This is a genomic window from Streptomyces sp. CA-288835, assembly GCF_050936385.1.
Lineage (GTDB): Bacteria > Actinomycetota > Actinomycetes > Streptomycetales > Streptomycetaceae > Streptomyces.
In genome coordinates this window covers 1,383,508-1,405,622 of record NZ_JBNJMW010000001.1, presented here as the reverse complement: position 1 = coordinate 1,405,622, position 22,115 = coordinate 1,383,508, and the positions used below count along the sequence as shown (strand labels likewise).

The following is a 22,115-nucleotide window of genomic DNA, read 5'->3' as shown; positions in this document are numbered from 1 at the left end:
CGCGGGCGGGACCGTCGAGTTGCAGCCCCCCGCGCATCAGTAGGCCCCCTGGCCGTAGAACACCGCACGCAGCGTCTTCCACAAGATCACCGCGTCCAGGGCGAGCGACCAGTCCTCCACGTACCGCAGGTCAAGCCGGACCGCCTCCTCCCATGGCAGGTCGCTGCGTCCGCTGATCTGCCACAGGCCGGTGAGCCCGGGCTTGACCAGCAGCCGCCGCCGGATGTCCGGGCCGTACGCGGCGGTCTCCTCCGGCAGCGGAGGCCGCGGACCGACGAGCGACATCGATCCGGTGAGTACGTTGAAAAGCTGCGGGAGTTCGTCGATCGAGTACCGGCGCAGCACGGCTCCCACCCGGGTCACCCGCGGATCCCGGTGGAGCTTGAACAGCAGGCCTGCGCCCTCGTTGCGGTCGGCCAGTTCGGCACGGGCTCCGTGGGCTCCGGCGACCATGGTGCGGAACTTGAGCATGGTGAACTCGCGGCCGTGCTTGCCGACCCTGCGCTGGCGGTAGAACACCCCGCCCCGGCTGTCCATCAGCACGAGCAGCCCGACGAGCACCATCAGCGGCGCGAACAGCACCAGCAGAATCGTTGCGCCTACTCGGTCTACGACCCCCTTGATCGCCCGGCGGCCACCGGTGAAGGTCGGCATGCTGACCCTCAGCAGCGGGATCCCGAGCACCGCGTCGACGTGCAGCCGCGGGCCGGCCACCTCCATCAGCACGGGGGCCACAACCATCTCCGTATCGCTGCCTTCGAGGTTCCAGGCCAGCCGCTGCAGCCGGTGCGGTGTCCAGTACGGGTCCGGTGTGACCGCGACGACCCGGTAGCCGTCGTGGCGTACGTGCTTGGCGACGTCCGCCAGCCGGCCGACGACCCGCACTCCGTCCAGGTGGTCACCGTCGAGCCCGCGACCGTCCGTCGTACACACCGCCTCCACCCGCCAGCCGATGTGCGGGAACTTGCGGGTGCGGTTGATCAGGTCGCGCACCGTGTCCGGGCTCCCGGCGGCGAGCACCGGTCTCAGGCACCGTCCTTCTTTCCGCTGTTTGTGCAGCCGAAGGCGGAGCACATACCGCGCGGTCATGGTGACGAGCGCGATCGCGGGGATCGCGACGAAGATCCAGAGCTTGATGTTGCGCGAGGTCAGGGCGATCCCGCCGAGCGCCAGTACGACGGTCGCCGCGAACAGCGAGCGTCCGAGCCGGCGGAACTCCTCGGCGCCCTGGCCGAGCACGGCCGGAGTCCACGCCCGGCCCACCGCCAGCGCCCCCAGAACCAACAGCTCGGTGCCGAAGGCGAGAATGCCCCATTTCTCGTGCCAGTTGGCAGCGTCCCGGACGCCGAAGAAGTTGCCGATCGCCGCCACCACGAAGGCGGTGGCCACGGTATCGGTGGTGATCACGGTACGGCGGTACCGCTGCTCCCAATCGATCGCGGGCCGGCTGATTGTCCCGTTCGCCAGATTCCCGCGCGCCGACGAAAAAGGGTCGACCATTCCCCCCTGTCGCACAGAACCCCCCGGTCCCCAGTGGTACGACGAAATCGCCAAACACTGTTCCGCGCCCAGGAGGCACCCACCCCCCGCACAACCCCTCCCTCCGGGAGACCCCCGCCTTCCGGCGCACGACGTCCCGGCTATTGCAGCGCTACTTGATCAACCCGCCCTGGTGACACCAGACTTGCAGGTCCTGCCGGACTCACGAGGCCCGCAGGAACCCCTCGAAACCTCGGGTGCTCCCCACACCCAAAGCCCTCTCCCGGCCTTCCCTCACGTCGGGCACCGGGGACGCGACTGCTGGCTTGCAATAGCAACGGACGTACAGATCATTGTGGATCGCCTCGTGTCCGATCAGCTGAAGCACGGTCAATCTAGACCATCAGAGGTCACTCTGTAGAGGGAATGTGTGTAATTCGTGCCCAAGCTTCGCGTCTGGCTCCACCGACCGATCACGGCCCACGGGCGCTTTGACGTCACCACGCGCTCCAGCGGCTCGCCCGACGGCCCCGGGGGGCTTCTGCGCGTTAGCGACCGGCGGGCTGCAACGGGCCTTCTACGGCGCCCAGTTCGACCGTTCTCGCGGCCTTCTAGGGCACCTGATCCAGCATCACAGCACGCGGCAGCGACGGATTGCCGGCCGCCGCTTCCACCACCTGCCCGTCGTCGTCGGTAAGCAACTCCACGATGGCCCGGGGTGGGAGCGCCGGACGGCCGGCGGCTATGCGTCTCGCCTGAGCGTGGGGGCATCCTGCCGGGAGCGTGGCCGAATGGCTCCTGGTTTTCGACGCCCTGGACAATGCGCCGCGAATTTTGACACCGTGGGGCGAGCCGGCCGGCATTCGAACGTACGAGCTAACTCGCATCGCATCCGAACCCATGGGGGAGTCTCACCGTGCCGTCCGCGCCCGTGCCGTCCACCCGTCCCGCTCTCGCCCCCGAAGTCGCCGACTTCTACCGCACCCAGAGCGTGTTCTCCGACCCCGGCGACCTCGTCGCGCACTACGCCCGTCTGCCTACCGATCCCGCCCAACTCGCCCGCATCACACGCGACTTGATGATCCACCGGGGCGAAGGCGACCTGTTCGGTCACACGCACCCGCTGGACCGGCTGCACCACGACGCCGACGCCCGGTACGTCGACGACATCCTGCGGATCGTCGTCGAACGCGACGGTTCCCCTCTGGGCCGGCGGCGTGCGGCCGGGGACAGATTCGTCGGGATCTGCCGGGACTTCGCGCTGCTGCACTGCTCGCTGCTGCGGCACAGCGGCATCCCCGCCCGGGTGCGATCCGGCTTCGCCGACTACTTCCGGGCGGACGGGTTCCACTGCGACCACGTCGTCACCGAGTACTGGGACGAGGCGCGCGGCTGGCTGCTCGCCGATCCACAGCTGACCGACCCGGAGATCACCGCCGCCTGGTACGTCGACTTCGACCCGATGGACGTACCGCGCGACCGCTTCCAGGTCGCGGGCCGCGCCTGGCGCGACATCCGGGGCGGGGACGCCGACCCCGACACCTACGGGGTCTACCCGCCGGAGGACGGGCCGCTGAACGGGGAGTGGTTCGTGGCCGGCAACGTGCGACTCGACCTCGCCGCGCTGAACAAGGTGGAAACCCTGCTGTGGGACGTCTGGGGGCCGGACGTCGAGGACGAGGGGGCCGAGGAGGACCCACGGACCATGACCGAGCCCCTCCGTGCGCTGTACGACCGGGCCTCACGGGTCGTCGCCCCTGACGACGTTTCCTTCCAGGACGCCCGGCGGCTGTTCGCGGAGCAGTACGGGCTGCGCACGCCGAAGACCGTGCTGTCGCTGTCGGAGTACAACTCCCCGCGACACGTCACCCTCCGTCCGTTCAACTGACGCGCCGCTCGACCCGAAAGCCTTCACCATCAGCATCGGTGATCTGGTGGCCCGTTGGACTGGCGACCGGTGGTGGTCGGGCCGGCCACGCGCCTACCGCCGCCCCGGCGTGGTCGTCGACGGCAGGTGGATCCCACCGCAGGAACGCCGCCAGATGCTCAGCACCCCCTCCAACATCGGATCTATCTGAAAGCTTGATGTGGACCCGTCAGGTGTTGCCCGGTAACTTCGGTGAATGGTTCAGACCTGATTTCGGCTCCGAGGAGGATTGATCGGATGTTAGGGAAGCGGACGGGTAAGAGGATCCATGTGTTCTGCGTTACTGGCGCTCTGGTCGCCGGTCTCGCTCTGACAGGCGGCTCGGCGGAGGCCGGCGCCCGGGGGGACGGGGGCGTTCAGGCCTTGCCCGCCGGGGTGTACTTCCAGGACGAGGGCACTGTCCAAGGGTGGTCCAACTACCCGCAGAAGCCCCAGAAGGAAGGCGTCTTACGCAACGTCACCACTCCCGCCTACAAAGGCGGCGACGCCATCGAGGCCAAGCAGACCTACATCAACGAGGGCGGCGGCTACCACTCCGAGACCATCCAGGCCTCCACCCAGGCCGTAGGCCAGGACCGCTACTACGGTCAGGCGGTCTACATCGCCCCCGGCTGGCAGTTCCACAACCAGAACGTCACCTTCCAGCAGTGGTCGCCCGAAGATCCCGAGGGACCGTGGGAGTTGATGTTCATCCAGAACGACGACCTGCGCATCGGCGGATCCGGCGGCTTCAGCGCGAACGTCGCCAAGGTGACCGATCTGCGGGGCACTTGGATCCGGATCGTCACGCGACTGAAGTTCCACGCGACCAACGGTGCCTTCGAGATCTGGGTCAACGGTGTGAAGAAGTACAGCAAGACCGGAGTTCCCGTGCTGCCGAAGACGTCCCACACGGTTCGCTGGTCGTCCGGCATCTACTGCACCGGCTGGCGCGAGAACCAGCCCGCCGGCCCTCGGGAGCTCTCCGTCTTCCACGACCACGCACGCATTGCGAACTCGTACGGCCTGGCCGAACCCGCGAACTGGTAACGCGCGGGCGGTCCCACCACGGGGACGGGCTTCCTGCCGGGCAGGCAGGAAGCCCGTCGCGGCAGGAAGCCCATGGCTTCGCGTCGCCGTATGACGGCGGCGGCAGCGTTCTGCCCCCGTCACCTCTACGCGCCGCGAACCGGACGGCTGAGCTGACGCTGCAGCACGGCAGCGGTCCGCCGAGGCGAGCTGGTGGACGACCTGTTGGAGCCCCTCTAGTTCCGTCTAGTTCCGTTCGGGGGCGTGCCTTCCACGGTATCCGCGGCCTGCCACGGAGGGAGGTTGAGCTTGTACCCCCCATAGACACGACCTTCCTCCGCCCGGGACGGAGCCGGTTTCGTGGAGCTGAGCAAGCGTCACAGGGCGGTCGGCCCGTGCCCAGTGAGGTGACCGACGGGTCGGGGGTCGAGGCCGCGTCCGGCTGACGGTACCGCCCGGGGACTGGCACTCAGTGACGTCGGCTGATCCCAGCAAGCCTGTAGAGATGGGAATTGACGATGACAAAGGCGTATCGACGAACCGGCGCAGCCGTGCTCGGCGGTGTCGCGGGTAGCGCGCTTCTGCTCAGCGGAGGTGCGGCGGAATCCGGACCGGCCGCCGACGCCGCCACCGCGCGGACCGCGTCGGCCGAGCGCGTGAAAACGTCCCCGCATCCGGGGATCGTCGTGTCCCGAGACAAGGATCGGGAGAGCAGGGCCGGCGCTCCGGACAATTTCACCGGTGAGGTTTCGATCCAGCCCCTGTACACGGGCGACGAGAACTCGGAAGGTGCCTCCGACGTGCGGTTCTCGGCGCGCGCCCGGACCGTCTGGCACACCCATCCCGACGGGCAGCGCCTGATCATCACCGAGGGCACCGGGTGGGTGCAGGAATGGGGCAAGAAGCGCATCACCGTCCACCAGGGCGACGTCATCTGGATCGCGCCGGGTGTCAAGCACTGGCACGGGGCGACCCGCGACAGCGCGATGGCCCACACCGCTATCACGTACGCCGTCGACGGAACCAACGTGCACTGGCTGGAACCCGTCACCGACGACCAGTACCTCAGCGGAAAGCGAGCACAGGGAGCGAAGGGAGCATGACGAAGTCCAGGACACTTGCCCTCATCGGGACGATCGCCGCGGGCACGCTCCTCGTCGGGTACACCGCCCAGGCCGATCCCGACTCCGACGCCGCCCCCCGCTCCCGCACCAGTCCGCTCGAGTCGGTTTCCCCGGCCCTGGCGAAGTACGACCGGGAACGGGTCCAGCAACTGTGGAGCGACGACGGCCTTTCGCGTCGTGACAGGGGGCTGGTCACCATCGCGGTACTCATCTCCAACGGGCAGACGAAGGAGCTCGGCCGCTTCACCGACCGCGCTCTCGACGACGGGCTCTCCGCCGCGGAGATCTCGGAGACCCTCACCCACCTCGCGTTCTACGCGGGCTGGCAGAACGCCAAGGCCGCGGTGCCGGTGATGGCCGAGGTGTTCGCCGAGCACGGGATCGACGCCGATCAGCTTCCCGAGCGGGACCCGGATCTGCTCCCGCAGGACCAGGAGGCCGAGCGGGCCCGCGAGAAGAGCGTCCAGGAGGATTACGGCGGCGTCTCGCAGGGAGTCGTCGATGACACCGACGACGTCCTCTTCGACGATCTGTGGCTGCGCCCGGACCTGAAGCCGCGCGACCGGAGCCTGATCACCGTCGTGGCGCTCATCTCGACCGGCCAGCCGGACCAGATCACCTTTCACCTCAACAGGGCGATGGATTCCGGGATCACCGATGACGAGGTCGACACGTTGCTGAACCATGTCGCCTACTTCGCCGGGTGGCCGAAGGTGTTCACCGCCATGCCCGTGATCCGCGACGTGCTCGAGTCGCGCTGACCGAACGGGAGCCGAATCGCCCGCGGCGGCTCGGAACCGGGATGACGCCGCATCCCCGACGACCCTGCGTGAGCCGCCGGCCCCGCGTGGCCGGCGAAAGCCTGCGGCCGAGAACGCTGTTCAGCCCCGGCTGACGGCAGCGGACGCGTCCTCGGTGAAGAAGCCTGCACGCCCGGTCTCACTGGGACGAGCCGCGGGCGTCGGGCTTCCTCTCCGTGGGCTCGGGGTGGGCGGCAGATGCGCTCGGGTGCCGGGCCGGCGTGGCTGCCCAGCTGGCGAGGAGCTTGAGGCGGTCTTCGTCGGGGCTGCCCGGCTCGGCGGTGTAGATGGTCAGGGCGTGCTCCTCGTGGGTGGAGAGGGGCAGGCCAAGCGGCTGGTAGGTGAGCTGCAGGGTTCCGGCGTCAGGGTGGTGGAAGCGCTTGACGCCGCCGTGGTGGATGCGCACGTTGTGGGCGGCCCAGCGAGTGCGGAACTCGGCGCTCACCGTGGACAGTTCACCGATCAGCTCGCGCAGTGCCCTGTCGTGCGGGTAGCGCCCGGCTTCGACGCGCAGCAGGGCGACGGTGATGTTCGCGGCGGCGTCCCAGTCGGCGACGAAGTCGGGCGCGCCACGGTCGAGGAACCAGTACCGGGCGAAGTTCGGACGGCCACGTTCGTCCACGGTCTCGCTGTTGAACAGCGGCGAGAACAGCGCGCGGGCGAGTGCGTTGGCGGACACGATGTCCAGGCGGCCGTTGGTGACGAACGCCGCGGACAGCGTGATGGAGTCCAGCAGCCACTCGACACGAGGCGGGACCTCGACGGCCTTACGACGGCGAGGCGTACGGCTGGACAACTGTGCGGCCTTGGCCAGGTCGAAGAGGTACGTGCGCTCCTCCTCGTCCAGTTGCAGTGCGCGGGCGACCGCGTCGAGGACGTCCTCGGACACGCCGCCGATATGGCCCTTCTCCAGCCGGGTGTACCACTCGGTACTCACACCGGCGAGAACGGCGACCTCCTCGCGCCGTAGCCCCGGGACCCGCCGCCGGCCGCTCGTGGGCAGCCCTGCCTGCTCCGGGGTGATCCTGGCGCGCCGGGTGGCGAGGAAATCCCGGATCTCGGAGCGGTTGTCGGGTCGCTGGTCCATGCCCTCAACGGTAGGCACGAGCCGCCGGAAAGGGAGGTTGAGCTTGTACCCCCCATAAACCCGACCTTCTTCGCCCGCGATGGAGACGGTTGCCTGGTACATCGGCGCCCTAGGCGCCAACCCACGAAACAAGGAAAAAACGAAACAAGGAAAAACAAGGAGACTCACCCATGCGTGGCGTAGTGATGCACAAGGCCGGAGACGTCCGGCTGGAAGAGCGCGAGGACCCGAAGATCCTCGAGCCCACCGACGCCATCGTCCGGCTGACCGCGACCTGCATCTGCGGGTCGGACCTGTGGCCGTACCGCGGAATCGAACCCGTCGATCACACGGCCATGGGGCACGAGTACGTGGGCGTCGTCGAGGAAGTCGGAGACGACGTGCGGAACGTCAAGGTCGGCGACTTCGTCGTCGGGTCCTTCGTCATCTCCGACAACACCTGCGAGATCTGCCGCTCGGGCTACCAATCCGGCTGCGTACACCGGGAGTTCGTGGCGCAGACGATCGGCACCCAGGCCGAGAAGGCCCGCATTCCGCACGCGGACGGCACGCTCGTTCCGACGCCGGGGCAGCCCGATCCGGAGCTGATCCCCTCCCTGCTGGCCGCCTCCGACGTGCTCGGCACCGGCTGGTACGGGGCCGTCGCCGCCGAGGCCGGACCCGGCAAGACCGTCGCGGTCGTCGGCGACGGCGCGGTCGGCCTGATGGCCGTCCTCGCCGCCAAGCAACTCGGCGCTGAGCGGATCATCGCCATGTCCCGCCACCCCGAACGGCAGGAGCTCGCCCGCTTCTACGGCGCGACCGACATCGTCGCCGAGCGCGGTGACGAAGGCGTGGCGAAGATCAAGGAACTCACGGGCGGTCTCGGCGCGCACTCGGTGGTCGAGGCCGTCGGCACCCAGGAGTCCACGATGCAGGCGATCGGCGCCACCCGCCCGGGCGGCCACCTCGGCTTCGTCGGCGTCAACTACGACGTTACGATCCCCGGCATCGACCTCTTCTTCGCCGGCATCCACACGGAGGGCGGCCCCGCCCCCGTACGCCGCTTCCTGCCCGACCTGATCCAGCTCATCTGGGACCGCAAGATCGACCCCGGCAAGGTCTTCGACCTCACCCTGCCCCTGGACCAGGCCGCAGAGGGTTACCAGGCGATGGACGAACGCCGTGCCACCAAGGTGCTCCTCACCTTCTGAACCTTCTGATGGCTGTCGGCTCGGGCGCCGGGTCCGGGGCTCCTGGCCCCAGACAGTAGTCGTGAGCTTGCCCAGCAAGGGGGTTGAGCTTGTACCCCCTATAAACACGACCTTCTTCCCCCGCGACCGAGCCGGTTTCCTGAGGCCCGCAGCTCGATCACCTCCGTCCGTGATGTGAAGGCGTACGTATGTCCACTGAAATTCCTGAGTCTTCCGCTCCTCCCCCCACCGGAGCCGACGAGTCCTCCACGGGGCCCACCCGGCGCACGTTCATCGCCACCTCTACGGCTGTCGGCGGTGTGGTCGTCGCGGGTGGCGTGCTCGGAGGCACCGTGTTCCTCGGTGACGAGGCCGACGGCGCCGAGCCCCCGCCTGAGAGCCGCGTCTCCCTGACGGTCAACGGCACCCGGCGCACGGTCACGGTCGACAACCGCACCTCGCTACTGGACCTGCTGCGCGAGCACTTCGACCTGACCGGCTCCAAGAAGGGCTGCAACGCCGGGGCTTGCGGTGCGTGCACGGTACTGGTCGACGGGCAGCGGGTGAACTCCTGTCTGACGCTGGCGGTTCGGCTGGAGGGTGCCGAGGTCACCACGATCGAGGGCCTGTCCAAGGGCGACCAACTGCACCCGCTGCAGCAGGCGTTCATCGACGAGGACGCCTTCCAGTGCGGTTACTGCACACCCGGGCAGATCATGTCCGGGATCGGCTGCATCCAGGAGGGCCACACCGATTCGCCGGAGGAGATCCGGGAGTGGATGAGCGGCAACATCTGCCGCTGCGGCTGCTACGTGAAGATCGTGCGCGCGGTCGAACAGACCGCCGCCGGGAAGTGAGGACCGATGTATCCCTTCTCCTTCACGAAGGCCGCCGACACCCGTGAGGCCCTCAACGCGGGCCGTAGAGGCGGGCGTTACATCGCCGGGGGTACGACGCTCGTCGACCTGATGCGCGAGACCGTCGAGCGTCCCGAGACGCTGGTCGACATCAGCGACCTGCCGCTGAGCGAGGTCACCGTCACCGAGCGGGGCGGGATACGCATCGGCGCCCTGGTGAGCATGGCCGAGACGGCCGCCCACCCCAAGGTCCGTACGCTCTTCCCCGTCATATCCGAGGCGTTGGAGCTCAGCGCGTCCGCCCAGCTGCGCAACATGGCCACCATCGGCGGCAACATCATGCAGCGCACCCGGTGCACGTACTTCCGTGACGTGACCGCCGACTGCAACAAGCGTGACCCCGGCTCCGGTTGCGCGGCCCGGGAGGGCCACAACCGCACGCACGCCATCCTCGGCACCTCCGACGCCTGCGTGGCCACGCACCCTTCCGATGTGGCGGTGGCGTTCGCGGCGCTGGAGGCGACCGTGCACCTGCTGGGCCCGGACGGGGAGCGCCGTGTCCCCTTCGCGGACTTCCTGTTGCGGCCGGGGAACACGCCGAATCGTGAACAAGCCCTGAAGCAGGGTGAGTTGATCACGGCGGTGGAGATCCCGGCGCTTCCGCGTCCGCTGAAGTCCGGCTATCTGAAGGTGCGGGACCGGCAGTCGTACGAGTTCGCGCTCACGTCCGCGGCCGTCGCACTGCACGTACGCGGCGGAGTAATCCAGGAGGCGAAGGTCGCCGCCGGCGGTGTGGGCACCGTGCCCTGGAAGCTGCCCGCCGTAGAGGTGCACCTGGTCGGCGAACGCCCCTCGGACGCCCTGTGGAAGGCCGCCGCCGAACATGCGGCCAAGGGGGCCCGCCCGCTCGAACACAACCGCTTCAAGGTCGAGTTGCTGCAACGGACCGTCGAGCGTCAGCTGCGCATCGTAGGAGGTACCAAGTGAGCCCCCAGCCACAGGCAGCCGTAGGTGCGCCGCTGTCCCGGGTGGACGGGCGGCTCAAGGTCACCGGCAAGGCGCAGTACGCCGCCGAATTCGACGTCGACGGGATGGCGCACGCCGTGATCGTCGACGCGAGCATCGGCCGCGGCCGTATCGCCGGCGTCGACACGGACGACGCCGAAGCCGTCCCCGGCGTGCTGCGGGTGATCCACCACGGCAACGCGCCGACGCTGCCCTACCGCGACAACCCCGGGTCGAACAACCCGGCGGAGGGCCGCAGGCTGCGCGTCTTCCAGGACGACAAGGTCCTCTTCCACGGCCAGCCGGTCGCCGTCGTCATCGCCACCACCCTGGAGGCCGCGCAGCACGGCGCGAGCCTGGTCAGGGTCGATTACGACGCTGAGAAGCCCTCGACCGACCTGGCCGAGGCCAAGGCGGACGCACCGACCAAGTACGCGCGCGGGAACGCCGAAGCCGGTCTGCGCGAGGCGCCGGTACGGATGGATCTGACGTACCGCATGGCGCGCAACCACCACAATCCGATGGAGCCGCACGCCACCATCGCCCGCTGGGACGGCGACAAGCTGACCGTGTGGGACAAGACGCAGTGGGTGGTGGGCACCCAGACCGAACTCTCCACGGTGTTCGACCTGCCCCTGAAATCGGTGCGGGTCATCTCGCCGTTCGTCGGCGGCGGCTTCGGCAGCGGGCTGCGCTGCTGGCCGCACACCGTGGTCGCCGCGCTGGCCGCCCGTGAGACGAAGCGTCCCGTGAAGGTGGTCCTCAGCCGCAGGCAGCAGTACTTCGGCACCGGCTTCCGGCCCTTGTACGAGTACCGGCTGCGCCTCGGCAGTGACCGGCGGGGCCGCCTGAGGGCCACGATCCACGAGATCGACGCGGAGACGTCGTCGTACGAGAAGTTCGACGAGGCCATCATGCTCGCCGGGCAGATGTTCTACAGCACGCCCAACGTCAGCCAGGAGTACCGCAAGGTGCCCCTGGACGTGAACACCCCGATCTGGATGCGCGGTCCGGGCTTCGCGAACGCGTCCTTCGCCATCGAGTCGGCCATGGACGAACTCGCCGACCGGCTGCGTATCGACCCGATCGAGCTGCGTCTGCGCAACGAGCCGGCCGAGGACGAGTCGACCGGGCTGCCCTGGTCCACCCGCCGGCTGCGCGAGTGCTACACCGTGGGCGCCCGGGAGTTCGGCTGGGAGCGGCGCAAGGCGAAACCCCGCTCGACGCGGGAGGGCGACTGGCTGATCGGGTTGGGCATGGCCGCGGCCGTGTACGACCCCGGGCTCGTGGCGGCCGATGCCCGGGCCCGCCTGGACGCGGACGGTACCGCGGTGGTCGAGGCGGCCTCCAGCGACATGGGTCCGGGCACCTACACCTCCCAGACGCAGGTCGCCGCCGACGCGCTGGGGCTGGCCATGCGCGCGGTCGACTTCCGGCTCGGCGACTCGCTCTACCCTCCGACCCCGCCGCATGGCGGCTCGATGACCATGGCGAGCGTCGGCTCCGCCACACTCGACGCCTGCGACAAGGTCCGCCGGCAGGCGATCAAGCTGGCCGTCGAGGACGAGGAATCACCGCTGTACGGCGTCAAGGCCGAGGACATCGTCGTACGCAACGGGCGGCTGCACGTCCAGGACAATCCGGCGCGAGGTGAGACCTATCAGCGGCTGCTCGCCCGCAACAACCGCACCCACCTCGAAGCCGACGGCTCGTACGCCGGGCCGCCGGATCCCGAGCGGCACTCGTACTACTCCTACGGCGCGGTCTTCACCGAGGTCGGCGTGGACGCGACGCTGGGGCTGGTGCGGGTGCGGCGGATGCTCGGGGTGTACGACTGTGGCCGCATCGTCAGCCCCAAGCTCGCCGACAGCCAGGCGCTGGGCGGGATGGTCGGCGGTATCAGTCAGGCGCTGCTTGAGCACACGGTCACCGACCACCGCGACGGCCGGATCGTCAACGCCAACCTCGCCGACTACCTCGTGCCCGTGAACGCCGACATCCCCGAGATCAAGGCGATCTACCTGGAGGGCGAGGACATGAACGCCGACGTGCTCGGCGTCAAGGGTGTCGGAGAGATCGTCCAGGTCGGAGTGGCGTCCGCCATCGCCAACGCGGTCTTCAACGCCACCGGGCGCCGTATCCGCGAACTGCCCATCACCGCCGAGGCGTTGCTCTGAGCCGAGGCCCGATACGTCCGGCAGCCGGTGCTCCCGCGTCCTGCTGCCGGACCTCCCAGGGCCGCCGCCGCGTAGAGCGACGCTCCCCGGCGGCGCGGTGGCGGCCCGCCCACCTCACCTTGCACGAAGGACCCGTTCATGCTGAACATCGCGGACACACTGCACCGTTGGTGCCGCGGGGCGCGCCCCTTCGCCCTGGCCACCGTCGTCGACGTGCGGGGCAGCGCACCCCTGCCGACGGGTACGTCCGTCGCGGTGGACGCCGACGGCAACGCGGTCGGCAGCATCTCCGGCGGCTGTGTCGAGGGCGCCGTGTACGAGCTGTGCCGACAGGTGCTCGATGACGGAGGCGCTCCGCAGCGCGCCTGGTTCGGCTACTCCGACGACGACGCCTTCGCCGTCGGGCTGACCTGCGGCGGCGAACTCGACGTACTCGTCCAGCGCGTCGACCCCGCCGACAGGCCCCACCTAGGGCCTGTGTCGAAAGTGGCGCCTGCCGGCCGACGCCTGGCACGCGCCCCCACTGCCTTAAGGGCGTGGGAGGTGCCCCCACTCGCCGCACCGGCCGAAAGCCCAAGTACGTCCAGTACGAGGGCTTCCGGCCGGCACGCCGATAGCACGCTCCCCCACGCTCGAACCCGAGCTCGCGCGGGGGGACCCCCATCGCCGCCGCCCGGCCCACCCTTCGGGCGAACGACGCCACTTTCGACACAGGCCCTAGCGGCGGCCCTCGACGAGGTCGCGGAAGGCCGGCCCGCGGCCGTGGCTCAGGTCGTCGATGGCCCCGACCACCTGCTCGGCGCCACCCTGAGCGTTCTCGCCGACGGCAGCATGACCTACGGCACCCTGGACGACGAGGCGGCGGACCGGCTGGTGGTGGACGAAGCCCGGGCCCTGCTGCGGGCGGGTCGCACCGCCCGCGTCACGGTCGGCGGCAACGGGGACGGCTGCCCCGAACCGCTGACCGTACTCGTCCACGTCCACGCGTCCCGCCCGCGCATGCTGGTCTTCGGCGCGGTCGACTTCGCCGCCGCCCTCAGCCAGGCTGGGGCCTTCCTCGGCTACCGGGTCACCGTCTGCGACGCCCGCCCGGTCTTCGCGACGCGCGCTCGATTCCCGTACGCCGATGAGGTCGTCGTGGACTGGCCCCACCGCTACCTGGCACAGACGGCCGTGGACTCTCGCACCGCCGTCTGCGTTCTCACCCACGACGCCAAGTTCGACATCCCCCTGCTGCAGCTCGCCCTCGACCTCCCGGTCGGCTACGTCGGCGCGATGGGCTCCCGGCGCACCCACGACGAACGCCTGCGCCTCCTGCGCGAGGCCGGCGTCCCCGAGGGACAGCTCGCCCGGTTGCGCTCACCGATCGGCCTCGACCTCGGCGCCCGTACCCCCGAGGAGACGGCCGTCTCGATCACCGCGGAGATCATCGCCCACACCAACCAAGCCACGGGTCTGCCTCTGGCCCAGGGCTCGGGGCCGATACATCGACCACTGGTGCGGAGCCGGACCGCCCTCGACGAGGTGCCCGCACAGGTCGGCGTGGGCCGCTGAGTTCGGCCGGTCGTGCCTGCGCACGGCGCCGAATCCTGCTGGCCGCGCGCGGGAAGCCCAGCTCCGGCACCCCGTGCCAGTGACGGACCTAACGGCGCCACCACAGACTTCTCCTTATCATCGCCTGGCGAGCGGCCCCGGTATGGCCCTGCCCGCGTCAACGCGACAGGCACAGACGAGGAGAAGCCATTGAGTCGCTCGCCCCTTCTCGACGTACCCGGCATACCTGGCGGCACCTTCTCGGCCGATCGTCGCCGAATAGCCCGTCGTGTCGCGCTCGTGGCGGGGGCGGCGGGGGTCGGTTTCGGCGGGCTGTATCTGGTGGGCCTGCTGGTCTCCGGGGACGACGTCCCCGAGGGAACCCGGGTGAGCGGTGTGGACATCGGAGGCGTGAGCCGCTCGCAGGCGCAGGAGAAGCTGGACAGCAGTCTGGGCGGGACCTGGTCGAAGCCGGTGAGGGTGCGCCTCGGCGACAGTGCCGACGCCGTCCGTATGTCCGGGATCTCGTTGGACAGCGAGGAGACCGTCGATCGTGCCGCGCAGGTGGGGTCTGATCCGTTCACCGTGATCGGCCGCCTGTTCTCGAGTGGCGATCGCGAGGTCGAGCCGGTGATCCGGGTGGACGAGGAGAGGGTCCGTACGTCACTGGCCGAGAAGGCGAAGACGTACGACCGGAAGGCGCGGGAGGGCGGCGTCGCCTTCCGCGCGGGCGACGCGGTGCCGACGCGGCCGGTCGCCGGGCGGTCCCTCGACGTGGACGGCGCGGTCGAGGTTGTGGCGTCGGCGGTCCCGCGGCTGGGGAAGGAGCCGGTGCGGCTGCCGGTCCGTACGGCCGAACCCCAGGTCGGTACGGCGGAAGTGAACCGTGCGATGAAGGAATTCGCCGCTCCCGCGATGTCGGCGCCGGTCAGGCTCACCGTGGGCGACCGGGACATGGAGATCAGCCCGGCGACGCTCGGCAAGCACCTCACCATGAAGCCGGACGGGAAGAAGCGGCTGGCACCCGTGCTGGACGGCAAGGGGCTCATGGGCGATCCGGCGCTGGCGACCCCGCTCGCGCGCGCCACCGGCGAGCCGGTCAACGCGAAGCTGCGCCCGGCCGGCGGGGGAGTGGCGGTGGCCTCAGACGGCAAGGTTGGACATGAGGTCACGGCCAAGGCGCTGCACAAGGCCGTACTGCCGCTGCTGACGAAGTCCGGCGCGGCCCGCAGCGGGACGGTGGCCACCAAAGAAGTGCAGCCCGAGCTGACCCGCGAGAACGTCGGCCGCCTGGGCATCAAGGAGAAGATGTCGTCCTTCACGGTCGACTTCGAGCCCCTTCCCTACCGCGTCACGAACATCGGCCGTGCGGCCGAGCTGATCGACGGGTCGGTCGTGCTGCCCGGCGAGACCTGGAGCCTCAACGGCACCGTGGGGGAGCGGACCGAGGCCAACGGGTTCGTGGAAGGCATCATCATCAACAACAACCAGTTCGAGAAGGCGGCCGGAGGCGGCGTCTCCACGGTGGCCACGACCATGTTCAACGCCGTCTTCTTCGCCGGCGTGAAGCCGGTGGAGTACGGGGCCCACTCGTTCTACATCGAGCGCTACCCGGAGGGCCGGGAGGCGACGGTGGCCTGGGGCAGTCTCGACCTGAAGTTCCGGAACGACTCGGGCAACGCCCTCTACATCGACGCACACTCCACGGGCACCTCCGTCACGGTCACCTTCCTCGGCACGAAGAAGTACGACGCGGTGCAAGCGGTCAAGGGCCCGCGCACCAACGTGAAGGAGCCGGGAACCCGCAAGGGAGCATCCGGAGAGAAGTGCGTGCCGCAGACCCCGCTCGAGGGCTTCGACGTCGCCGTCGACCGGGTCTTCAAGGACGGCGGCAGGGAAGTCGACCGGGAGACCTTCAAGACGCGGTACGTACCCCGCGACGAAGTCACCTGCGACGCGGAACCCGAGGAGTGACGAACGCCGGGCAGGGCGACGCACTCCCGGCCCGGAAACCGGTCGGCCGCGGCCCCTGGGCGAAGGCCGCCGGGCCGACCCGTTGACCTGTCGCTGGCGAAGGCCGCCGGGCCGACCCCTCGACCTGTCGTCGGTGAAGGCCGCCAGGCCGCTCCCTTGACCGGTCCTAATCGAGCCAGGCCCGGACCTTGTCCCAGCGAAGGCAGCCCAGTCACGGTGCCCAGATCCTTGACCCCCCGGTCGGCGCTCCCCGATGCTGTGTTGCGGGACATGAAGTGTGTGCCGTAATGGGCAACACGAATCCGTATCACCCGAGGAGTGGCCATGACTCACCAGGTCCGTGCTGTCGTCGCGCGGGGGAAGGGCGCCCCCGTCAGCCTGGAAACGATCAACGTGCCCGATCCGGGTCCCGGAGAGGCGCTCGTGAAGATCGAGGCCTGCGGGGTCTGCCACACCGATCTGCACTATCGCGAGGGCGGTATCAACGACGAGTTCCCCTTCCTGCTGGGCCACGAGGCCGCGGGCGTCGTGGAGTCGGTCGGAGAAGGCGTCACCGACGTCACCCCCGGTGACTTCGTCATCCTCAACTGGCGTGCGGTGTGCGGGAATTGCCGGGCTTGCGTGCGCGGACGGCCCTGGTACTGCTTCAGCACCCACAACGCGAAGCAGAAGATGACGCTGGAGGACGGCACGGAGCTGTCGCCCGCTCTCGGGATCGGAGCGTTCGCGGAGAAGACGCTGGTGGCGGCGGGCCAGTGCACGAAGGTGGACCGGGCCGCGTCGGCGGCCGCCGCCGGTCTGCTGGGCTGCGGCGTGATGGCGGGCATCGGCGCGGCCATCAACACCGGCAACGTCGGCCGCGGTGACAGCGTCGCGGTCATCGGCTGTGGCGGCGTCGGGGCCGCGGCGGTCCTCGGGTCCAGCCTGGCGGGCGCGGCGAAGATCATCGCGGTGGACATCGACGAGCTCAAGCTGAGCACCGCCGAGAAGCTCGGCGCGACCCACACCGTCAACGCCAAGGGCACCGACCCCGTCGAGGCGATCCGCGAACTGACCGGCGGCTTCGGGGCGGACGTGGTCATCGAGGCGGTGGGCCGCCCGGAGACGTACAAGCAGGCCTTCTACGCCCGCGACCTGGCGGGCACGGTCGTACTCGTCGGAGTGCCGACCCCTGAGATGAAGCTCGAGCTGCCGCTGCTGGACGTCTTCGGCCGCGGCGGCGCGCTGAAGTCCTCCTGGTACGGCGACTGCCTGCCGAGCCGCGACTTCCCGATGCTCATCGACCTCTATCTGCAGGGCCGTCTTGACCTGGACGCCTTCGTCACGGAGACCATCGCGCTCGACGAGGTCGAGAAGGCCTTCGAGCGGATGCATCAGGGCGACGTACTGCGTTCGGTGGTGGTCCTGTGACCGCCGGCGCCCGCATCGAGCATCTCGTCACCTCGGGCCAGTTCTCGCTCGACGGCGGCACCTGGGATGTCGACAACAACGTATGGATCATCGGCGACGACACCGAGGCCATCGTCATCGACGCCGCCCACGACGCCGAGGCGATCGCCGAGGTCGTCGGCGGTCGTACGCTTCGCGCCATCGTGTGCACCCACGCCCACAACGACCACATCGATGCCGCACCCGAACTCGCGGATCGCACCGGCGCCCCGATCCTGCTCCACGACGACGACCTGCAGCTGTGGAAGCAGACCCACCCGGACCGGACGCCCGACGGCGGCCTGGCCCACGGCCAGCTCCTCTCCGTGGCCGGTGTCGAGCTGACCGTGCTGCACACGCCCGGCCATGCACACGGTGCCATCTGTCTGTACGCGCCTGCCCTGAAGGCCCTGTTCAGCGGTGACACCCTCTTCGCGGGCGGGCCGGGGGCGACGGGGAGGTCGTACAGCGACTTCCCGACCATCGTCGATTCCATCCGGTGGCGGCTGCTGCCGCTGCCGGATGCCACCGTCGTACACACCGGCCACGGGGAGACGACCACCATCGCCGCCGAGGCCCCGCACCTTCAGGAGTGGATCGACCGAGGGTTCTGAGCCCCGTCCGTCGCCCCTCGCACGCCCGCTCTCGGCCATGAACGCCGCCGAGGCGGGCGTGCGTGCGTTCGCTCTGCGATCACGAACGGGCATCCGACGCCTGGATACCTCCTTTGGGCAGGTCGAAGGCCTGATGCCGCGTCACTCACCCTCGTCGCCCCTCGCGTGGCTTGTTTCTTATGGCGCTACCCGTTGCGTGATGGGCGACACCAATCTGTGCCAGAACGGGCCTCCTGAATGCCTTGACAGCGGTTCTGGGCCGACCTCAAACTGAGGTTGCGCTAACCGCAATCCGTTTCGCTATACGCACCCGAGGTGGTCATGATGATTCCCGCGTGCCCTCTGGCGGATCTCCCGCGAGGAGAGGCTTTCCGGCTCGAGATCGACCCGCCCGTCACGGTGTTCCACACCGAGGACGGCGAGCTTTTCGCCATCGACGACACGTGCACCCACCAGGACGCCTCGCTTGCCGACGGCTGGGTGGAGGACTGCTGGGTGGAATGCCCCCTGCACGCCTCGAAGTTCAACCTGAAGACCGGTGAGGTCGACGCCCCGCCGGCCAAGCTCCCCGTCCGTACCCACGAGGTCGTCGTGGACAACGGCATGGTCTACGTGAAGGTGTCCACGGCCGCCCCCAACCTGCCGCACTGCGTCGCGCGCAAGCTCGCCGGATCCGTCACGTGAGGACGGTGGCCGTGGTGGGCGCCTCGCTGGCCGGCCTTTCGGCGGCGCGCTCACTGCGGAAGCAGGGCTACGACGGGCGGCTGGTCGTCATCGGAGACGAGGCCCACCGGCCGTACGACAGGCCACCGCTGTCCAAGGAGTTCCTGGCCGGAACGGTCGGCGAAGCGGAACTCGTGCTGGAGATGGACGACGAGGACCTGGGGGCCGAGTGGCTGCTCGGCGTCCGCGCCACCGGACTCGACCGTACGGACCGTGCCGTCCAGCTCGCCGACGGGCGTGAGGTCCGCGCCGACGGCATCGTCATCGCGACCGGCGCCGCCGCGCGCACCCTGCCCGGCTCCGAGGGCCTGGCCGGGGTGCACGTCCTGCGCACCCTGGACGACGCCCGCGCGCTGCGCGAGGAACTGGCAGGTGGCGGACGGCTGGTGGTGATCGGCGGCGGGTTCGTGGGTGCCGAGGTCGCCTCCACCGCGTACGCCCTCGGGCTCGACGTGACGGTCGTCGAGGCGGCCCCGACGCCGCTCGCCGGACCGCTCGGCGAGACCATGGGTGCCATCGTCTCCGGGCTCCATGCGGATCACGGCGTACGGCTGTTGTGCGGTGTGGGCGTCAAGGGGCTCAGCGGTGAGCGCCGGGTGGATGCCGTCCTGCTCGAGGACGGGCGCACCGTTCCCGCCGACATCGTCGTGGTAGGTGTGGGCGCACGGCCGTGCGTCGAGTGGCTGGAAGGCTCCGGCGTCGAGCTCGACAACGGCGTCAAGTGCGGTGCGGACGGCCGCACCAGCCTGGCCGGTGTGGTCGCGGTCGGCGACTGCGCCAACTGGTACGACCCCCGCGCGGGCGTCCATCGCCGCGTCGAGCACTGGACCGGTGCGCGCGAACGCCCTGAGGCGGCCATCGCGACGCTCCTGGCCTGGGGCGCGACGGAACCGGGCGTGCCCCGGCCGCCGTACTTCTGGTCCGATCAGTACGGCGTGAAGATCCAGTTCGCCGGTCATGCGGCCGGCGCCGACAGCGTGACGATCGAGGAAGGCACGGCGGACGAGCGCAACGTCCTGGCCGTCTACCGGCGTGCCGGTGAGCCGGTCGCCGCGCTTGGAATGAACCAGCCGCGGCTGTTCACCCGCTGGCGCAAGCAACTCGCTCGTACAACATCTTGACACCGCCCGTGCGGCGTCCCATGCTGCGGTTTCATATAGCGCGCAGCGTTGCTTCATACACAACGCCGTCCGGAGTCGCTCTTCCCGGCGCGTGAATGACCGATCCGCGACGTCCTCCGAGGAGTGCACCGTGACCTCGACCAGCCTGCCCAACAGCCTGATCGCCACCCTCCCCGGCTCCTCCTACACCGACCCCGAGGTCTTTGCCCAGGAGCAGGAGCGCATCTTCGAGACCATGTGGTTCTGCGTCGCGCGCTCCTCCGACCTGGCGAAGCCCGGCGCCTTCCGGACCGTCGACGTGGGTCGCGAGAGCATCCTGGTCACCCGCGCCAGAGACAACTCCGTACGGGCCTACTTCAACGTCTGCCGGCACCGCGGAGCGCGGCTCTGCACGGAGGAGAGCGGCGAGGTCAAGCGGGCCTTCCAGTGCCCGTACCACGCCTGGACCTACGGCCTGGACGGCAAGCTCGTCGCGGCACCCAACCTCACCAAGATGCCCGACGTCGGCCGCGCCGAGTACGGCCTGGTGAGCGTCGCCGTCCGCGAATGGCTCGGCTACGTGTGGGTCTGTCTGGCGGAGAACCCGCCCTCCTTCGAGGAGGACGTCATCGGCGATGTCGTCAGCCGCCTCGGCGACGCCGAGGCGATCGAGCGCTACGACATCGCGGCCCTCTCGGTCGGCAAGCGGATCGTGTACGACGTGAAGGCCAACTGGAAGCTCATCATCGAGAACTTCATGGAGTGCTACCACTGCGCCACGATCCACCCCGAACTGACCGAGGTGCTCCCCGAGTTCGCCGACGGCTTCGCCGCCCAGTACTACGTCGGGCACGGCGCCGAGTTCGGTACGGAAGTCCAGGGCTTCACCGTCGACGGCAGCGAGGGCCTGGACCGCATCCCGGGCGTCGCCGAGGACCAGGACCGCCGCTACTACGCGATCACCGTCAGGCCGCAGGTCTTCATCAACCTCGTACCCGACCACGTGATCTTCCACCGCATGTTCCCGGTGGCCGTCGACCGCACGATCGTCGAGTGCGACTGGCTCTACCTCCCGCACGTCGTCGAGAGCGGCAAGGACGTCAGCCGGTCCGTGGAACTCTTCGACCGCGTCAACCGGCAGGACTTCGACGCCTGCGAGCGCACTCAGCCCGGGATGAACTCCCGGCTGTACGCCAAGGGGGGCGTGCTGGTGCCCAGCGAGCACCACATCGGTCTCTTCCACGACTGGGTGTACGAGCGCTTGGGTTCAGCGCAGTCGCAGTAGCGGCGACGGTCGCCTGTGCGGCCATGGGGCGCTTCGATGTCGTACGGGCCACTCAGCCCAGGTACCCCATGCGGTGACTGATCTCCTCCGCGCCCTTGATCAGCACGGGAGCGAGCTCGTGCAGGCGCTCCTTGCTCAGCCGGTACGCGGGCCCGGACGCGCTCAGCGCCGCTACGACCTCTCCGTCCCGGTTGCGGATCGGGGCGGCCATGGCGTGCAGGCCGAGCTCCAACTCCTCCAGGGCCCAGGCGTAGCCGGTCTCCCGGATTTCGGCGAGGTTCTTCTCGAGCTTCGTCTTCGCGGTGATGGTGTGCTCGGTGACCTTCTTCAGGCCGGAGGTCGCCAGTATTGCCGCGCGGTCCTTGGTGGGCAGGTAGGCCAGCAGGATCTTGCCGCTCGATGTGGCGTGCAGCGGGGTCAGTTGGCCGACCCAGTTCTGTGCGGTGACGGCACCCGGGCCGCGCACCTGGTAGAGGTTGACCGCGTAATGCTCCTGCCGCACCGCGATGTTGACGGTCTCTCCGAGCTCCTCGGCGAGGTCCTCGCAGACCGGGCGGCCCTGTTGGGTGATGTCGATGCGTCCCGTGACCGCTCCGGCCAGCCGTACGATGCCGAAGCCGAGACGGTACTTGCCGCGCTCGCCCGCCTGTTCCACCAAGCCGCGCGCCTCCAGGGCGCCGAGCAGGCGGAACGCGGTGGACTTGTGAACATCGATCTCGGCCGCCACCTCGCTGACACCTGTCTCGCCACGGCGAGCCAGGATCTCTAGGACGCTGATGGCACGGTCGACCGACTGCACTCCGCCAGCATGTGAATTTGAGG

The 22,115-nt window shown here is 69.3% G+C and carries 18 protein-coding genes; 15 read left to right on the top strand and 3 right to left on the bottom strand.

Annotation, left to right across the window (positions count from 1 at the left end; genetic code table 11):
* Nucleotides 1–36: 36 nt before the first annotated feature.
* Nucleotides 37–1,515, bottom strand: coding sequence for a sugar transferase (locus tag ACQEVY_RS06455; RefSeq protein ID WP_432945721.1), 1,479 nt, complete (start codon nt 1,513–1,515; stop codon nt 37–39).
* 880 nt (nt 1,516–2,395) lie between these two features.
* On the opposite strand from ACQEVY_RS06455, the gene ACQEVY_RS06450 reads away from it, so the two are divergent.
* From ACQEVY_RS06450 to ACQEVY_RS06435, 4 genes are all read left to right on the top strand, one after another.
* The gene (locus ACQEVY_RS06450; protein WP_432945719.1) at nt 2,396–3,367 is read left to right on the top strand and encodes a transglutaminase-like domain-containing protein; all 972 of its coding nucleotides are present in this window, start codon (nt 2,396–2,398) and stop codon (nt 3,365–3,367) included.
* Nucleotides 3,368–3,643: 276 nt separating this feature from the next.
* A complete protein-coding gene (locus tag ACQEVY_RS06445) occupies nt 3,644–4,435 on the top strand; it encodes a heparin lyase I family protein (RefSeq protein ID WP_432945717.1) in 792 nt (263 codons plus the stop codon).
* A gap of 497 nt (nt 4,436–4,932) precedes the next feature.
* Nucleotides 4,933–5,517 (top strand): (R)-mandelonitrile lyase, encoded by a 585-nt coding sequence (locus ACQEVY_RS06440; RefSeq protein WP_432945715.1) that lies wholly within the window; start codon nt 4,933–4,935, stop codon nt 5,515–5,517.
* Entirely contained in the window at nt 5,514–6,299 is a 786-nt protein-coding gene (locus ACQEVY_RS06435) for a carboxymuconolactone decarboxylase family protein (RefSeq protein ID WP_432945713.1), read from the top strand. Before ACQEVY_RS06440 ends, ACQEVY_RS06435 begins: the two co-directional genes overlap by 4 nt.
* Nucleotides 6,300–6,477: 178 nt before the next feature.
* Here ACQEVY_RS06435 and ACQEVY_RS06430 read toward each other — a convergent pair whose 3' ends face one another.
* The gene (locus tag ACQEVY_RS06430) at nt 6,478–7,425 is read right to left on the bottom strand and encodes a helix-turn-helix transcriptional regulator (protein ID WP_432945711.1); all 948 of its coding nucleotides are present in this window, start codon (nt 7,423–7,425) and stop codon (nt 6,478–6,480) included.
* Between the two features lie 170 nt (nt 7,426–7,595).
* Here ACQEVY_RS06430 and ACQEVY_RS06425 point away from each other — a divergent pair, with 170 nt between their 5' ends.
* The 11 genes from ACQEVY_RS06425 to ACQEVY_RS06375 all read left to right on the top strand — a co-directional run bounded on the left by ACQEVY_RS06425 (nt 7,596) and on the right by ACQEVY_RS06375 (nt 21,293).
* Nucleotides 7,596–8,618, top strand: coding sequence for a zinc-dependent alcohol dehydrogenase family protein (locus tag ACQEVY_RS06425; RefSeq protein ID WP_432945709.1), 1,023 nt, complete (start codon nt 7,596–7,598; stop codon nt 8,616–8,618).
* Between the two features lie 188 nt (nt 8,619–8,806).
* On the top strand, nt 8,807–9,454 hold the full coding sequence (locus tag ACQEVY_RS06420) for a (2Fe-2S)-binding protein (RefSeq protein WP_432945707.1): 648 nt from the start codon (nt 8,807–8,809) through the stop codon (nt 9,452–9,454).
* 6 nt (nt 9,455–9,460) lie between these two features.
* Entirely contained in the window at nt 9,461–10,441 is a 981-nt protein-coding gene (locus ACQEVY_RS06415) for an FAD binding domain-containing protein (RefSeq protein ID WP_432945705.1), read from the top strand.
* A complete protein-coding gene (locus ACQEVY_RS06410; RefSeq protein ID WP_432945703.1) occupies nt 10,438–12,636 on the top strand; it encodes a xanthine dehydrogenase family protein molybdopterin-binding subunit in 2,199 nt (732 codons plus the stop codon). Before ACQEVY_RS06415 ends, ACQEVY_RS06410 begins: the two co-directional genes overlap by 4 nt.
* Nucleotides 12,637–12,774: 138 nt before the next feature.
* Nucleotides 12,775–14,190 (top strand): XdhC family protein, encoded by a 1,416-nt coding sequence (locus ACQEVY_RS06405; RefSeq protein WP_432945701.1) that lies wholly within the window; start codon nt 12,775–12,777, stop codon nt 14,188–14,190.
* A gap of 189 nt (nt 14,191–14,379) precedes the next feature.
* Nucleotides 14,380–16,143, top strand: coding sequence for a VanW family protein (locus tag ACQEVY_RS06400; protein ID WP_432945699.1), 1,764 nt, complete (start codon nt 14,380–14,382; stop codon nt 16,141–16,143).
* A gap of 324 nt (nt 16,144–16,467) precedes the next feature.
* Nucleotides 16,468–17,553 (top strand): S-(hydroxymethyl)mycothiol dehydrogenase, encoded by a 1,086-nt coding sequence (locus ACQEVY_RS06395; RefSeq protein WP_432945697.1) that lies wholly within the window; start codon nt 16,468–16,470, stop codon nt 17,551–17,553.
* A complete protein-coding gene (locus tag ACQEVY_RS06390; RefSeq protein WP_432945695.1) occupies nt 17,550–18,185 on the top strand; it encodes an MBL fold metallo-hydrolase in 636 nt (211 codons plus the stop codon). The genes ACQEVY_RS06395 and ACQEVY_RS06390 overlap by 4 nt, the downstream gene beginning before the upstream one ends.
* A gap of 321 nt (nt 18,186–18,506) precedes the next feature.
* Nucleotides 18,507–18,869 (top strand): bifunctional 3-phenylpropionate/cinnamic acid dioxygenase ferredoxin subunit, encoded by a 363-nt coding sequence (locus ACQEVY_RS06385; protein WP_328767067.1) that lies wholly within the window; start codon nt 18,507–18,509, stop codon nt 18,867–18,869.
* On the top strand, nt 18,866–20,029 hold the full coding sequence (locus tag ACQEVY_RS06380; RefSeq protein ID WP_432945692.1) for an NAD(P)/FAD-dependent oxidoreductase: 1,164 nt from the start codon (nt 18,866–18,868) through the stop codon (nt 20,027–20,029). The genes ACQEVY_RS06385 and ACQEVY_RS06380 overlap by 4 nt, the downstream gene beginning before the upstream one ends.
* A gap of 130 nt (nt 20,030–20,159) precedes the next feature.
* Nucleotides 20,160–21,293 (top strand): aromatic ring-hydroxylating oxygenase subunit alpha, encoded by a 1,134-nt coding sequence (locus tag ACQEVY_RS06375; RefSeq protein WP_432945690.1) that lies wholly within the window; start codon nt 20,160–20,162, stop codon nt 21,291–21,293.
* A 52-nt stretch (nt 21,294–21,345) separates the two neighbouring features.
* On the opposite strand, the gene ACQEVY_RS06370 is transcribed toward ACQEVY_RS06375, so the two are convergent.
* Nucleotides 21,346–22,092, bottom strand: a complete 747-nt coding sequence (locus ACQEVY_RS06370; RefSeq protein WP_328767064.1) for an IclR family transcriptional regulator — start codon at nt 22,090–22,092, stop codon at nt 21,346–21,348.
* Nucleotides 22,093–22,115: the final 23 nt, after the last annotated feature.

Bases quoted from the DNA above. Each gene is read 5' to 3' on its own strand.
- ACQEVY_RS06445 (WP_432945717.1), top strand. From the start codon at position 3,644: ATGTTAGGGAAGCGGACGGGTAAGAGGATCCATGTGTTCTGCGTTACT.
- ACQEVY_RS06440 (WP_432945715.1), top strand. From the start codon at position 4,933: ATGACAAAGGCGTATCGACGAACCGGCGCAGCCGTGCTCGGCGGTGTC.
- ACQEVY_RS06435 (WP_432945713.1), top strand. From the start codon at position 5,514: ATGACGAAGTCCAGGACACTTGCCCTCATCGGGACGATCGCCGCGGGC.
- ACQEVY_RS06430 (WP_432945711.1), bottom strand. From the start codon at position 7,425: ATGGACCAGCGACCCGACAACCGCTCCGAGATCCGGGATTTCCTCGCC.
- ACQEVY_RS06425 (WP_432945709.1), top strand. From the start codon at position 7,596: ATGCGTGGCGTAGTGATGCACAAGGCCGGAGACGTCCGGCTGGAAGAG.
- ACQEVY_RS06420 (WP_432945707.1), top strand. From the start codon at position 8,807: ATGTCCACTGAAATTCCTGAGTCTTCCGCTCCTCCCCCCACCGGAGCC.
- ACQEVY_RS06415 (WP_432945705.1), top strand. From the start codon at position 9,461: ATGTATCCCTTCTCCTTCACGAAGGCCGCCGACACCCGTGAGGCCCTC.
- ACQEVY_RS06405 (WP_432945701.1), top strand. From the start codon at position 12,775: ATGCTGAACATCGCGGACACACTGCACCGTTGGTGCCGCGGGGCGCGC.
- ACQEVY_RS06395 (WP_432945697.1), top strand. From the start codon at position 16,468: ATGACTCACCAGGTCCGTGCTGTCGTCGCGCGGGGGAAGGGCGCCCCC.
- ACQEVY_RS06385 (WP_328767067.1), top strand. From the start codon at position 18,507: ATGATGATTCCCGCGTGCCCTCTGGCGGATCTCCCGCGAGGAGAGGCT.